The organism is Halomonas sp. G11, assembly GCF_001663515.1.
Classification (GTDB): Bacteria; Pseudomonadota; Gammaproteobacteria; order Pseudomonadales; family Halomonadaceae; genus Vreelandella.
In genome coordinates, this window is record NZ_LYXG01000018.1 from 92,162 (window position 1) to 106,211 (window position 14,050).

A 14,050-nucleotide genomic window follows, 5' to 3' on the forward strand; every position below is an offset into this window, starting at 1 on the left:
CCGCCGTTGCCCCGATGGTCGGCGAAACAGTGCCGGACTCCCCTGCCGCTGAAGCGGGGCTGGCCCACGGGGACGAGATCACCGCGATTCAGGGTGAAGCCGTCAGCAGCTGGGAGGCGGTCAACCTGAAGCTGGTATCGATGATCGGTTTCAGTGGAGAGCTCACCATTGAAGCTCGCCCGGAAGGTGAGAGCAATGTAGCGGTTTACCAACTTCCGTTACGCGATTACATGACCCGCCAGGATCCACCGCAGCCCCTGGAAACACTGGGGTTGACCCCCTGGCAGCCCGATGTCCCGGCCACGCTTGGTCAGGTGATTGAAGGTGAGGCGGCCGCCGAGGCGGGCTTGCAGGTGGGAGATCGCATTATCGCGGTGGATGAAAAGCCCATTGCGGACTGGATGGATTTCGTCAACGTGATCCGTGGTAGCCCCGATGAGGCGTTGACGGTCGAATTTGAACGAGACGGCGAACGGCAAACCACGACCCTGACCCCCGGTCGTAACAATCTGGAGACGGGCGTTGAAATTGGGTACATTGGTGCGGGTGCCGAACCTGTCGAATGGCCTGAAGAATATCAGCGCGAAATCCGCTATGGCCCAGTGGAAGCTGTAGGGCAGTCATTGTCGCGCACCGCGGACATGACATTGTTGACCGTTGACGCCATTCGCAAGATGCTGGTGGGACTGATATCGCCGTCCAATCTGTCTGGCCCTGTGACGATTGCCCAGATTTCAGGGGATTCCGCACGGGCGGGGCTGGAAGCATTTGTCAGCTTTCTGGCGTATCTTTCCATCAGCCTCGGGGTATTGAACCTGCTGCCGATCCCCGTGTTGGACGGCGGGCATCTGCTTTATTATTTCCTGGAGATCGTGCGCGGGCGGCCGGTCTCCGAGCAAACCCAAGCCATCGGCTTACGTATCGGGCTTGCCATGGTAGGCACCCTGATGCTGATGGCCCTGTATTTTGATCTGATGCGCCTCTGGTAACGACGCGTGTAGTGCCTAGGATGCCTTGTCATCTGCCTGCACAAATGTATATGGTGCCTGTTTGAATGCATAGGCAGACCAACGCGAGCGAAATGACTGCATGAAAATCAAGACCTTTGGAATGGCGGTACTCTTGCTGGCAGGTGCCAGCGGTGCCCAAGCACAATCCTTTGATGTTTCGGACATTCGTGTGGAAGGACTGCAGCGGGTTTCCGCCGCCTCGGTCTTTAATGCGTTTCCTGTCAGCGCCAATGACCAGGTGAGCGAAAGCGAACTGGCAGCGGCGGCGCGGCAACTTTTCGAAACCGGGTTGTTCGAAGACGTATCGCTCGCCCGGGAAGGCGATGTGCTCGTGATACAGGTCGTCGAGCGCCCCACCATTACCCAGTTGAACATCAACGGTAACGAGCAAATCTCGGAAGATGATCTGCGGAGTGGGCTGACGGAAGCAGGCCTGGCGGAAGGCGAGGTGCTTCAACTCTCGACGCTCGAGGAAATGGAGCGTGAGCTGGAAGGCGTTTACCAATCCCAGGGCCGTTATAGTGCAGGTATCGAGACTGAGGTCGAGGAAATCGACGAAGGGCGCGTGCGGGTCAATATCGATATCAACGAAGGCGAAGTCGCCAAGATCCGCCAGATAAACATCGTCGGCAACGAGGCGTTCGACGACGAGACCCTGCTGGACCTTTTCGAGCTCGAAGACCGCCCGGGCTTTTTGTTTGGCTGGTTTTCCAACGACGAGTATTCCCGTGAAGCCTTGTCAGGCGACATCGAACGTCTGCGGTCCTATTACCTGGATCGTGGCTATGTCAACTTCGACGTGACCTCTACACAAGTATCGATCGGGGCCGACAAGTCAGAGATATTCATAACGCTCAATGTGGACGAAGGCCAGCAATATCGCGTCGGCGATGTGCGTTTCAGAGGTGACCTGGAAATCAGCGAGCAGGAGGCCCGGGACCTACTCACCATTGAGCGCGGTGAGATCTTCTCGCGTCAGGACCTGAACGCCTCCACCGAGGCGCTACGCCAACGCCTTGGGGCAGAAGGTTTTGCCTTTGCTGATGTCCGGGGTGTACCTGAGGTGGCCAGCGACGGTGAAACGGTCGATCTGGTGATCAACGTCGATCCGGGGCAGCGTGCCTACGTACGGCGTATCGAGTTTATCGGCAATACGACCACTGATGACGAAGTGTTGCGTCGCGAAATGATCCAGATGGAAGGCGCCCCCGCTTCCACAGAGTCGATTACCCAGTCACGTCAACGTCTCGAGCGATTAGGCTTTTTCAGCCAGGTTGAAGTGGATACCGAGCGGGTCCCGGGCGAGCCCGACAAGCTGGACGTCACCTATAACGTTGAAGAGCAGCCATCGGGCTCTATTTCAGCCAGCGTCGGCTTCTCGCAAAGTGCGGGGGTGATCTACGGGGCGTCGCTGTCGCAGAATAATTTTCTGGGCACCGGTAACCGTGTCAACATTGGAGCCCAGCGTAGTGACACCTTCACCAGCGTGAACTTCGGTTTCACCGACCCCTACTGGACACTTGACGGCATTTCGCGGGGCTATAACGTCTTCTACCGGGAAACCGACTACGAAGACTCCGATATTTCGACTTACTCCACGGATGCGTATGGTGCCGGCATTAACTTCGGCTACCCGGTTAGTGAGCTGTCGCGGCTTAACTTTGGCGCCAGTGCCGAAGACATCACGGTCAAAACCTACTTTGATACCGCCTCCGAAATTCGTCGTTATGTTCAGGACGAGGGAGACAGTGCGCAAACCTTGAAGCTGAATGCCAACTGGACGCGCAATAACCTCAATCGCGGCATTATGCCCACGGCGGGCAGCTACCAGCGTGTCGCCATCGAGACCGGTGCGCCGGGCAGCGACACGCAATACTACAAAGCCAGCGCCCGAGCGCAGCAGCTGTTCGCGCTCAACGATGCATGGTCACTCAAGTTCACCGGTGATCTCGGCTACGCCGATACGATAGGCGATGACCCTTACCCGTTCTACGAAAACTTCTACGCCGGGGGGCTAGGGTCCGTGCGCGGGTTTACCTCCAACACCCTTGGGGAGCGGACGACGCCGGCACGCGAAGGCGGGCGGGATCGCACTCTGGGGGGTAACGTGCTCGTCGAGGGTAGCGCCGAAGTCATTTTCCCACTTCCGTTTATAGAAAATCAGAACTCTTTGCAGACATCGCTGTTCTTAGATGCGGGTAATACGTTCCTGTCATCCTGCTATGACGTGCTCGATGAAGATGCCAGCCGCCAACGCTGTAATTCGGGCGTCGATCTTGGCGATCTGCGCTACAGCGCCGGGGTGGGGCTATCCTGGCTGACGCCGGTGGGACCGTTGACCTTTGCGGTGGCTGAGCCTCTCAATGACGAGAGTGGGGATGACACTCAGTTCTTCCAGTTTTCGTTAGGCCAGTCATTCTAACGAGTTGAGATGCGCTGCAAGGCGCATCCCTTTTACAAAAAGGAGTTATGACCATGCTTAAGCTCACTGGGGTCGTTTGTCTGTTGGGTGCCATGGTGTTATCCGCGCAGGCTCAGGCGGACGAGGTGGCTGTTCTTGACTGGCGTGCAGCATTGATGAACACCGATTCCGCTCAATTATCGATCAGCCGACTGGAAGGCGAGATTGGTAACCAGCAGCGCGAAGCTGAAAGTCTGGGCAGCGAACTGCAGGGCCTGCAGGAACGCTTGCAGAACGAGGGCGAGACGATGTCCGAGGCACAGCGCGAGTCGCTGATTGCTGAACTGCAGGAAAAAGGGCGTCGTTTTGAGCAGTTACGCCAGCAAATCGGTCAGGCGCAGCAACGCTCAGAGCAGCAGTTCCTTGAGGGTGCCGAACCCAAACTGGAACAGGCGGTTGAACAAGTGATTGATCGACACGGTATTGAAGTCTTGGTTGAGCCCCAAGGCGTGCTGCATTCATCCAGGGACTTGCCCAACGTGACGGATGAAGTCACGCAGATTTTTAATTCGCTCAACTAAAATACCCATATTGCTCGGTGCGGCTCAGCCGCACCAAAGGTTCCTTGGCCGCCCATGACCCACGCTTCTCACGACCTAACCCTTGCGGATATTGCCCGCCACTTGAACGTTGCCTTTGAGGGTGACGGGAGCCAGCCCATCAGGGGGTTGGCGACGCTTAAAGACGCCCAGGCCGATCAGGTGGCTTTTTTGGCGAATCGTGCCTACCTGAAAGATCTGGCCGTGACGCAGGCAGCGGCGGTTCTGCTCCACCCTGAGCATGGCAAAAGCTGCCCCGTTCCACGCCTGGAAATCGATAACCCTTATTTGGGTTATGCCACACTCTCTCAACTTTTCGACCCGTTACCTGCCCGTGATATACCGGGAATTCACCCAAGCGCGGTTGTTGCGGAAAGCGCTTCGCTTGGGGAGGGCGTCAGTGTGCAGGCCAATGCGGTCATTGAAGAAGGGGTGGTGCTGGGTGACAACGTGGTTATTGGCGCGGGCAGCATGGTGGGCGCCGACAGCATTATCGGTGAAGGAACGCGTTTACATGCCAACGTCACCGTGTGTCATGGCGTGGTGATAGGCAAGCGAGTCATCCTGCAGAGCGGCTGTGTGATTGGCGGGGACGGGTTTGGCTTTGCCCACGATGGCGGCCAATGGCACAAGATTGCTCAATTGGGCGGTGTGGTGCTCGGCGATGACGTCGAGGTTGGCAGTTGCTCAAGCATTGACCGTGGGGCGCTGGGTAATACCGTGATCGGTAATGATGTGAAGATCGACAGCCAGGTGCAGATTGCCCATAACGTCACGGTCGGTGATCATAGTGCATTAGCCGGCTGTGTAGGTATTGCTGGCTCCACCCATGTGGGGCGGCACTGCATGCTGGGGGGAGGCGTTGGTCTTTCAGGTCACCTGACGATTTGTGATGGTGTCCAGGTGACCGGAATGAGCCTGGTGACCAACTCCATCCACGAACCCGGTGTTTATTCTTCCGGCACCGGCGCCATGAGCAACGCGCAATGGCGAAAAAATGCCGTTCGTTTTAAACAGCTTGATGAGATTGCCAAGCGGTTGTCCCGCTTGGAAAAAAATCACCGCGGCCAGTCGTGACTGTGTGAATATGGCAGTGGGCCGGTTGAGGCTCATCCGCAGCGCGTTATAATCCACTGCTTTTTGATCGGTCTGTGTGCCGATGTTTGCCTGATGTAACAGGTGTTTTGTCTTTTCAGAGGTCGCTACGATGGTTATGGATATTAACGAAATTCGCGAGTACTTGCCGCACCGCTACCCGTTTTTGCTGGTCGATCGGGTAACGCAGCTAACCAAGGGCGAATCCATCGTTGCGTACAAAAACGTCAGCATCAACGAGCCGTTTTTTAACGGCCATTTCCCCCACCATCCCATCATGCCGGGCGTTCTGGTGATCGAAGCGCTGGCTCAGGCCTGCGGTATCCTGGGTTTTAAAACGGTTAACAAGCTCCCCGCCGATGGCTATGTGTATTACCTGGTGGGGAGTGATAAAGTACGCTTCAAGCGTCCGGTGATGCCTGGCGATCAGATGATACTTGAAGCCGATGTCATTCGTGGCAAACGGGGCATCTGGAAATTCGCCTGCCGGGCAACGGTGGATGGTGAACTGGCCTGCGAAGCAGAGATTATTTGTGCCGAGAGGAAAGTAGCTTGATACACCCTACTGCCCTTGTTGATCCCGCCGCGCGGCTTGCAGACGACGTTGAGGTCGGCCCTTTTAGTGTGATTGGCCCGGATGTCACCATTGGTGCGGGGTCGGTTGTCGGTCCCCATGTGGTGATCAAGGGGCCGACAACCCTGGGTGAGCGCACGCGCATTTTCCAGTTTGCCTCCGTGGGTGAGGATTGCCAGGATAAAAAGTACGCGGGCGAGCCGACGCGTCTGGTGATGGGTGATGATAACGTCATTCGCGAAGGTGCCACCTTGCACCGCGGCACCATTCAGGACCGCGGCGAAACCACCATCGGGTCGCGCAACCTGATCATGGCGTATGTACATGTGGGCCACGATTGCGTGATTGGCGATGACTGTATTCTGGCCAATCAGGTCACCTTGGCCGGTCACGTGACGGTCGGCAACTTTGCCATTCTGGGCGGATTGGCAGCGATTCATCAGTTTTGTTATTTCGGCGATCATGCCATGGCAGGCGGTGGTTCGATCATCACCAAGGATACGCCCGCGTACGTGATGATCAATGGCAACCCTGCTGAAGCTCGCGGACTCAACCTGGTGGGGCTCAAGCGCCGTGGTTTCAGTAGTGAAACCATCAACGCCTTGAGCGCTTCCTACAAATTGGTGTACCGGCAGGGCTTGACGGTGGAGCAGGCGCTTGCCGAAATGCGCCGCCAGTTCTCAATTCCTGAAGTGTCCCACTTCGCTGATTCCATCGAGCGTTCAACGCGCGGCATTACCCGCTAACCGGCGGTTTTTCATGGAACCACGGCGCATTTACCTAGTGGCAGGCGAGCTTTCCGGCGATATCCTCGGCGCGGGGCTGATGCGCGAACTCAATGCGCGCCACCCGGACGTTGAATTTCGTGGTATCGGCGGCCCACGCATGCAAGCCCAGGGCCTCAATAGTCGGTTTCCCCTCGAAACCCTATCAGTCATGGGCCTGGTGGAAGTCATCAAGCATCTGCCCGAGTTGATTCGCGTGCGCCGGACGCTACGCGAAGAAGCCATCGCCTGGCAGCCTGATATCATGATCGGCATTGATGCCCCCGACTTCAATATTGGCCTTGAGAAACAGCTTCGCGAGACGGGCATAACGACGGCACATTATGTCAGCCCGTCGGTGTGGGCATGGCGGCAAGGGCGGGTAAAAAAGATTGCCAAAGCCGTGGATGGCATGCTGACACTGTTGCCCTTTGAAGCGGCCTTCTATCGCCGTCACCAAGTGCCGGTTGCCTTTGTTGGCCACCCGTTGGCCGACGAGCTGCCCCTCGAGAATGACCGTTCAAGCACCCGTCAGTCGCTCGGTCTGGACGAGCAGGCGCCGGTGCTGGCGCTGCTGCCTGGTTCACGCAGCAACGAAATACGCTTTTTGGGCGCGACCTTCATGCAAGCCGCCGAGCAGCTTTGCCAGCAGCATGGCGCGCTCCAGGTGGTGATTCCGGCGGCCAGTGCACAGCGGCGTGACGAAATAGCTCAGCTCTTGGAAACCTTCCCGGTGCTTGGCGAGCGCGCGGTGTTACTCGACGGTCAGGCCCGCGAGGCGATGGTAGCAAGCGATGCCGTACTGTTGGCGTCAGGCACCGCTGCGCTGGAGGCCATGCTCTGCCACCGCGCCATGGTGGTGGCCTACAAAATGGCCCCGGTGACGCACTGGCTGGCCAAGCGGCTGGTCAAGACATCCTGGGTGTCACTACCCAACCTGATTGCCCAGCAGTCGATAGTGCCCGAACTGATCCAGGACGATGCCTCACCCGAGGCCATTGCCGAGCAGCTCAGCGCGCTATTGAGCGACGACGCAGGGCGGCACGCACTGGAAGCCCGCTTTGCTTCAATGCACCAGGCGCTTCAGCGAAATGCCAGTCGCCGGGCGGCAGATGCCATCGACGCGCTGGTCGCCGGTCAGCCACTAGCCGCACAGGATGACAGCATCGATGGGTGTTAAAGTGACTGACCTTCCACCGTTGCAGGTTGACTATACCGGTCAGCGCCTGGCGGGAGTGGATGAAGTGGGCAGGGGGCCCTTGGTGGGCAGTGTGGTGGCCGCCGCCGTGATCCTTGATCCTGCCAGGCCCATCGACGGGCTGACCGACTCCAAAAAGCTGACGGCGCGCAAGCGGGAAGCGCTGGACAGTCTGATTCGCGAGCACGCACTGGCATTCACGGTGGCCGAGGCCAGTGCCGCGGAAGTGGATCAGTTCAATATCTACCACGCCACGCATCTAGCCATGCGCCGGGCTATCGATGGCCTGGCGCCGGCGGCGGAATACCTGCTGGTGGACGGCAACCGGCTACCGGGGCATACGCTGCCCGGTCAGGCGGTCGTCAAAGGCGATGCCCGGCATCCGGCAATAGCGGCGGCGTCTATTTTGGCCAAGGTCGCCCGGGATGCCCAAATGGTCGCCCTGGATATGCGCTATCCTGAGTATGGGTTTGCGCGCCACAAGGGCTATCCGACCAAAGAGCACCTATCGGCACTTGCGGTTCATGGACCATTGGCCGACCATCGCCGGAGCTTTGCACCAGTGCAGCGCCAGTTAGCCCTGCTGTAGCCTTTCTATTATTTAGCGTTTTTACCGAGAGTCTCATGACGGTTCCGTTCGTTCATCTACGTTTGCACAGTGAATATTCCCTGGTCGATGGCTTGGTCAAGCTCAAGTCGCTGGTCAGCACGACCGCTGAGCGCGGGATGCCAGCGCTGGCGCTGACCGACGAAGCCAACCTGTTTGGTCTGGTAAAGTTTTACAAGTCCGCCCAGGGCGCTGGCTTAAAGCCCATTATCGGCAGCGACTTGTGGCTGCATAATCCCCACGACGAGGCGCACCCCTACCGACTGACGCTGCTGGCGATGAACGATGTCGGTTACCGCAATTTGACCGAACTGATTTCCAGAGGCTGGACCGACGGCCAGCGGCAGGGCCGCGCCATTCTGGATAAGCAGTGGGTACTGTCGCAAAGTGAAGGGCTGATTGCGCTGTCTGGGGCGCGAGAAGGTGAAATAGGCCGTCACCTGCTTTCCGACCACGAGCGCGAAGCACGTGGGCTGCTGGAGGAGTGGCAGCAGGCCTTCCCCGACCGCTTCTACCTTGAACTCATCCGCACCGGGCGGCCCCTGGAAGAGGACTGTGTGCATGCCAGCGTGAAACTGGCGATTGACACCCAGACACCGGTGGTGGCCACCAACGACGTGCGCTTCCTGGAACGTGACGACTATTGGGCCCATGAAACCCGTGTGGCGATCGGCGAAGGCAAGGCGCTTGATGACCCGCGCCGCGAGCGGCGTTATACCGAAGAGCAATACCTGAAAAGCCCCGAGGAGATGGCCGAGCTGTTTGCCGACATTCCCGAGGCCCTTGAAAACAGCGTGATGATCGCCGAGCGCTGCAGCGTCGACGTGCGCCTGGGCGAGATATTCCTGCCCGAGTTCGGCATTCCGGAGGGGATGACCCAGGACGAATTTTTCCGCAAGGTGTCCCACGACGGACTGACTGACCGGCTGGATTTTCTGTACCCCGCCGAGCGTTACCCGCGGGACGGGGAGGAGTACCAGGCGATCGACCAGCGCTACCGGGAGCGGCTCGATTTCGAGCTGAACATCATCATCCAGATGGGCTTTCCCGGCTACTTCCTGATCGTGATGGACTTTATCCAATGGGCCAAGGATAACAACGTGCCGGTGGGGCCCGGGCGCGGTTCCGGTGCGGGGTCGCTGGTGGCCTACGCGCAGAAGATCACCGACCTGGATCCCATCGGCTACGACCTGCTTTTCGAGCGGTTCCTGAACCCTGAACGTGTCTCCATGCCCGACTTTGACGTTGACTTCTGCATGGAGAAGCGTGACAAGGTCATCGAGTACGTGGCCGAGCGCTATGGACGTGATGCGGTATCGCAGATTGTCACCTTTGGCACCATGGCCGCCAAGGCGGTGGTGCGTGACGTCGCTCGCGCCCAGGGCAAGCCCTATTCGCTGGGCGACAAGCTCTCCAAACTGATCCCCTTTGAAGTGGGCATGACGCTTGACAAGGCGATCGAGCAGGAAGCGGCGCTGAAAGAATTTATCGACAGCGATGAAGAAGCCGAGGAAATCTGGGAAATGGCCCTCAAGCTGGAGGGCACCACCCGGGGCACCGGCAAGCACGCCGGGGGCGTGGTGATTGCACCCACCAAGCTTACCGATTTCTCGCCGCTGCTATGCGACGAGGACGGTTCCGGCCTGATGGTGCAGTTCGATAAAAACGATATCGAAGAAGCCGGGCTGGTGAAGTTCGACTTTCTGGGGCTGCGTACGCTGACCATCATCGACTGGGCGCTGGAAATGGTCGACAAGGTGCGTGACGCCAATAACCAGGAACCCCTCAATATCGACGCCATTCCCCTGGATGATGGCAAAACCTTCGAGATGCTCAAGCGCGCCGAGACCACGGCAGTGTTCCAGCTGGAATCCCGCGGCATGAAGGAACTGATCAAGCGCCTGCTGCCCGATTCCCTCGACGACATGATCGCCCTGGTGGCGCTGTTCCGCCCCGGCCCGCTGCAGTCGGGCATGGTGGACGACTTCATCAACCGCAAGCACGGCCGTGCGGAAGTGTCTTATCCACACCCGGATTACCAGCACGAGCTGTTGAAACCGGTGTTGGCCCCCACCTACGGCATCATCCTGTACCAGGAACAGGTCATGCAGATCGCCCAGGTGATGGCGGGCTACACGCTCGGCCAGGCCGACATGCTGCGCCGGGCGATGGGCAAGAAAAAGCCCGAGGAAATGGCCAAGCAGCGCGCCGGCTTCATGGAAGGCTGCGCGGCCAACGGCATCGATAAAGACCTGGCGGGCAATATCTTCGATCTGGTGGAGAAATTCGCCGGTTACGGCTTCAACAAGTCGCACTCGGCGGCCTACGCGCTGGTTTCGTACCAGACCGCCTGGCTCAAGGCGCACTACCCCGGGCCCTTCATGGCGGCGGTGATGTCCACGGAAATGGACAATCTGGATAAAGTCGTACCGCTGATTGAAGAGTGCCGAAACCTCAAGCTGACGGTGACCCCGCCGGACGTCAATGTGGGTGGCTACAAGTTCACCGTCGATATCGAGGGTCGCGTGGTGTATGGGCTGGGGGCGATTCGCGGCGTGGGCGAAGGCCCCATTGGCGCGATTGTCGATGCCCGGGAAGCAGGCGGCGCGTTCAGCGATCTCTTTGATTTCTGCAAGCGTATCGACCCCAAGCGCATGAACAAACGCACGCTGGAAGCGCTGATCCGCTCCGGCGCGCTGGATAATCTGGGCCCCAATCGCGCCGTGCTCGCCGCTGCCATGGAAGATGCCCTCAAGGCCGCCGCGCAAAATCACGCCAACCAGAACCTGGGCATGCTGGATATGTTCGGCGAGGCATTTACCGACGAAGAAGAGGCGGTCGATGTTTACGCTGAATACCGCCACGTCCGCGAATGGACCGACCGCGAGCGGTTGTCCGGCGAGAAAGATACGCTCGGCCTCTACCTGACCGGCCACCCGATTGACGAGTACGAGCGTGAACTAAAACGCTTTGTATCGACGCGGATCAGCGATTTAAAAGCGTCCTGGGAGCCCCAGCGGATCGCCGGTCTGGTGGTGGCCATGCGCACCATGAAATCAAAGCGCGGCGATACCATGGCGTTCATTACCCTGGATGACCGTACCGGGCGCATCGAGGCCTCGCTGTTTGGCGAGCTGTTCGAACAAGTGCGTGGGCAAATCGCCGCCGACGAAGTGGTGATTGTCGAAGGCGAGGTGTCCAACGATGACTTCTCCGGCGGCCTCAAGCTGCGTGGCAAGGATGTTACCCCCATGGTGGCGGCGCGCGCCCGCTTTGGCCAGGCAGTGGAGTTGGCGCTGGATGCCCAGCAGCTCAACGGCCGTCTGGTGGAGAGCCTGCGCGCCAGCCTGTCGCCATTTCGCGACGAGGCCGGGTTGCCCGTCCGCCTGCAGTATCGCCACCCCGATGCCGTGGGCTGGCTGGAACTGGCGGATGAATGGAAAGTTGCCCCCAGCGATGATTTGCTGCTGACCCTGCGCGATGTGCAGGGTCAGGTGGGTGTTCAGCTACGCTACAAGTAGACGCGTTCCGCGTGGCGCCTTGCGTGGTAGGGTCAGGGTGCGATAATGGTGTCATCCATGCGCGTTTCGACAAGGCTTATTTTTAACAGGCAGAGCCGATGAATCCTAATTATCTCGATTTTGAACAGCCCATTGCCGAGCTTCAGGCAAAAATTGAAGAGCTGCGTTTGGTCAGCTCCGATAGCCAGGTCAACCTTTCCGATGAAATCGCCCGGCTGGAAGAGAAAAGCCGCAAGCTGACGGAGTCGATTTTCAAGGATTTGACCCCTTGGCAGGTGTCCCAGCTGTCGCGTCATCCCCAGCGCCCCTATACGCTGGATTACCTTGAGCATATCTTCAGCGACTTTGACGAGCTGCATGGCGATCGCAATTTCGGCGACGATGCGGCGCTCGTGGGTGGGGTGGCGCGCCTGAATGACAAGCCTGTCATGGTGATTGGCCATCAAAAGGGCCGTGACGTAAAAGAAAAGGTCCGCCGTAATTTTGGTATGCCGCGCCCGGAAGGCTATCGCAAGGCCTGTCGATTAATGGAAATGGCCGAGCGCTTCAAGATGCCGGTGCTGACCTTTATCGACACGCCGGGGGCCTACCCGGGGATCGACGCCGAGGAGCGTGGTCAGTCGGAAGCCATTGCCTATAACCTGGCGGTGATGTCGCGCCTGAAAACGCCGATTATCTCCACCGTGGTCGGTGAGGGCGGCTCCGGCGGCGCCCTGGCGATAGGCGTTTGCGATGAGCTGCAGATGCTGCAGTACTCGACCTATTCGGTGATTTCCCCGGAAGGTTGCGCGTCGATTCTGTGGAAGAGCGCCGAAAAAGCCTCCGAGGCCGCCCAAGCCATGGGCATCACCGCTGAGCGACTCAAGGAGCTGGGTTTCGTTGACTCGCTGATCAAGGAGCCGCTGGGTGGCGCACACCGGCATCCGGTGACAACGTCAGAGCGCGTCAAGGAAGCGCTGTCTGCGAGTATTGATCGTCTGCAAAAGATGGAGATCGACGCGCTCTTGGCGCGCCGCTATGACCGCCTGATGAGTTATGGCGCCCCAGCCGCCTGAATCGCTGGTTGGCCCGCTCAATGACGCCCTGGTGGAAACCCCACCGGGGCGCTCTATTTGGGTAGCCGTCTCTGGCGGCCTGGATTCGTCGCTGCTTCTGACACTGGCCGCGGACGTCTGCCAAAAGGCCCAGCGTCCGCTGCGGGCGCTGCACGTCAACCATGCCCTGCAACCCGCCGCCGAGACGTTTGAAGCGCACTGTCAGGCGTTGTGTGCCAGGCTCGACGTGCCCCTCACGGTGGCCAGGGTGACGGTGGAGCGTCAAGGAGAGGGGATCGAAGGCGCCGCTCGGCGGGCGCGCCTGTCCGCCTTCCAGCAGCATGTTCCGCCGGGCGATACGCTGTGGCTGGCCCAGCATCAGAACGATCAGGCTGAAACGCTGCTGCTGGCCATGATGCGCGGTAGCGGCATTCGCGGACTGGCTGCCATGCCCTATCGCCGCGACTGGCAGGGCATCACCCTGTTGCGTCCCTGGCTTGATATCGGTCGTGATCAGCTCGCCGAAACGGCCAGGGCCATGCAACTGGCCTGGTGTGATGACCCGACCAATGATGACGTTGCCCTGGACCGCAACCTGCTGCGCCACCAGGTAGTGCCGCGACTTGAAGCGCGCTGGCCGGGCGCCTGCCGGGCGCTTTCGCAAAGCGCCCGGCAAGCGGGGGAAGCCGACGATCTGTTGGCTGCCTACGCGGCCGAGGAACTGCAGACCCTGCAAGAGGGTGACGGGGGGCTGAGCGTGGCGGCGTTGCGCTCACGGGACCGCCCTCGCCAGCGGCTGCTGGTGCGCACGTGGTGCCAGCAGGCGGGCTTGCCCACGCCCCCGCGTGAGCGTCTGGAAACCCTGCTTGATCAACTGATGGCCGGGCGTGACGCCCAGGTGCGCGTCACTTGGCCGGGGGCCGACGCCAGGGTGTGGCGTGAGCGGTTATTTATCATGCCGCCTTTCGAACGCCCGCCGCCCTGGCAAACCACCTGGAACGGCCAACCGGGCATCGAGACGCCGCTGGGGCCGCTTGCGCTGGCGCTCGAGACCGACCAGCCGGTAACGCTGCGCTGGCGCCAGGGGGGCGAGGTGATGCGTCTGCCCGGGCGGGGGCACCGGACGGTCAAGCGGCTTTTGCAAGAAGCCCGGTTACCTCCCTGGCAGCGCGAGTGGGTCGTCGTGGTCATGCAAGGAGACGAGTGCCTGGGGGTGGTTCAACTGCCCGCCACATTATTGTGGCGGG

11 protein-coding genes are annotated in these 14,050 nt (G+C 59.7%); all 11 read left to right on the top strand.

The features are described 5' to 3' along the window. The coding region (gene rseP, locus ADS46_RS09795; RefSeq protein ID WP_234346801.1) for an RIP metalloprotease RseP at window positions 1-989 on the top strand (989 nt) is incomplete at its 5' end. Window positions 990-1,089: 100 nt separating this feature from the next. Next, window positions 1,090-3,432: an outer membrane protein assembly factor BamA gene (gene bamA, locus ADS46_RS09800; RefSeq protein ID WP_420706121.1), complete on the top strand. Its 2,343-nt coding sequence runs from the start codon at window positions 1,090-1,092 to the stop codon at window positions 3,430-3,432. A 53-nt stretch (window positions 3,433-3,485) separates the two neighbouring features. Continuing rightward, on the top strand, window positions 3,486-3,992 hold the full coding sequence (locus ADS46_RS09805; RefSeq protein WP_066319462.1) for an OmpH family outer membrane protein: 507 nt from the start codon (window positions 3,486-3,488) through the stop codon (window positions 3,990-3,992). Window positions 3,993-4,046: 54 nt separating this feature from the next. Beyond that, window positions 4,047-5,087: a UDP-3-O-(3-hydroxymyristoyl)glucosamine N-acyltransferase gene (gene lpxD, locus ADS46_RS09810; protein WP_066319470.1), complete on the top strand. Its 1,041-nt coding sequence runs from the start codon at window positions 4,047-4,049 to the stop codon at window positions 5,085-5,087. Window positions 5,088-5,217: 130 nt separating this feature from the next. Then, the gene (gene fabZ / locus ADS46_RS09815) at window positions 5,218-5,661 is read left to right on the top strand and encodes a 3-hydroxyacyl-ACP dehydratase FabZ (RefSeq protein ID WP_066319472.1); all 444 of its coding nucleotides are present in this window, start codon (window positions 5,218-5,220) and stop codon (window positions 5,659-5,661) included. Then, window positions 5,658-6,425, top strand: a complete 768-nt coding sequence (gene lpxA, locus ADS46_RS09820; RefSeq protein WP_066319474.1) for an acyl-ACP--UDP-N-acetylglucosamine O-acyltransferase — start codon at window positions 5,658-5,660, stop codon at window positions 6,423-6,425. Before fabZ ends, lpxA begins: the two co-directional genes overlap by 4 nt. A 13-nt stretch (window positions 6,426-6,438) precedes the next feature. Further along, window positions 6,439-7,623, top strand: a complete 1,185-nt coding sequence (gene lpxB / locus ADS46_RS09825) for a lipid-A-disaccharide synthase (RefSeq protein WP_066319477.1) — start codon at window positions 6,439-6,441, stop codon at window positions 7,621-7,623. Further along, on the top strand, window positions 7,613-8,230 hold the full coding sequence (rnhB, locus tag ADS46_RS09830; protein ID WP_066319479.1) for a ribonuclease HII: 618 nt from the start codon (window positions 7,613-7,615) through the stop codon (window positions 8,228-8,230). The genes lpxB and rnhB overlap by 11 nt, the downstream gene beginning before the upstream one ends. A gap of 35 nt (window positions 8,231-8,265) precedes the next feature. Then, the gene (dnaE, locus tag ADS46_RS09835) at window positions 8,266-11,769 is read left to right on the top strand and encodes a DNA polymerase III subunit alpha (RefSeq protein ID WP_066319481.1); all 3,504 of its coding nucleotides are present in this window, start codon (window positions 8,266-8,268) and stop codon (window positions 11,767-11,769) included. A 98-nt stretch (window positions 11,770-11,867) separates the two neighbouring features. Beyond that, window positions 11,868-12,824, top strand: a complete 957-nt coding sequence (locus ADS46_RS09840) for an acetyl-CoA carboxylase carboxyltransferase subunit alpha (RefSeq protein WP_066319484.1) — start codon at window positions 11,868-11,870, stop codon at window positions 12,822-12,824. Next, window positions 12,805-14,050 (top strand): tRNA lysidine(34) synthetase TilS (gene tilS / locus ADS46_RS09845; protein WP_066319486.1); only part of this gene is annotated, 1,246 nt, incomplete at its 3' end. The genes ADS46_RS09840 and tilS, both read left to right, overlap by 20 nt.

Bases quoted from the DNA above. Each gene is read 5' to 3' on its own strand.
- bamA (WP_420706121.1), top strand. From the start codon at position 1,090: ATGAAAATCAAGACCTTTGGAATGGCGGTACTCTTGCTGGCAGGTGCC.
- ADS46_RS09805 (WP_066319462.1), top strand. From the start codon at position 3,486: ATGCTTAAGCTCACTGGGGTCGTTTGTCTGTTGGGTGCCATGGTGTTA.
- lpxD (WP_066319470.1), top strand. From the start codon at position 4,047: ATGACCCACGCTTCTCACGACCTAACCCTTGCGGATATTGCCCGCCAC.
- fabZ (WP_066319472.1), top strand. From the start codon at position 5,218: ATGGTTATGGATATTAACGAAATTCGCGAGTACTTGCCGCACCGCTAC.
- lpxB (WP_066319477.1), top strand. From the start codon at position 6,439: ATGGAACCACGGCGCATTTACCTAGTGGCAGGCGAGCTTTCCGGCGAT.
- rnhB (WP_066319479.1), top strand. From the start codon at position 7,613: ATGGGTGTTAAAGTGACTGACCTTCCACCGTTGCAGGTTGACTATACC.
- dnaE (WP_066319481.1), top strand. From the start codon at position 8,266: ATGACGGTTCCGTTCGTTCATCTACGTTTGCACAGTGAATATTCCCTG.
- ADS46_RS09840 (WP_066319484.1), top strand. From the start codon at position 11,868: ATGAATCCTAATTATCTCGATTTTGAACAGCCCATTGCCGAGCTTCAG.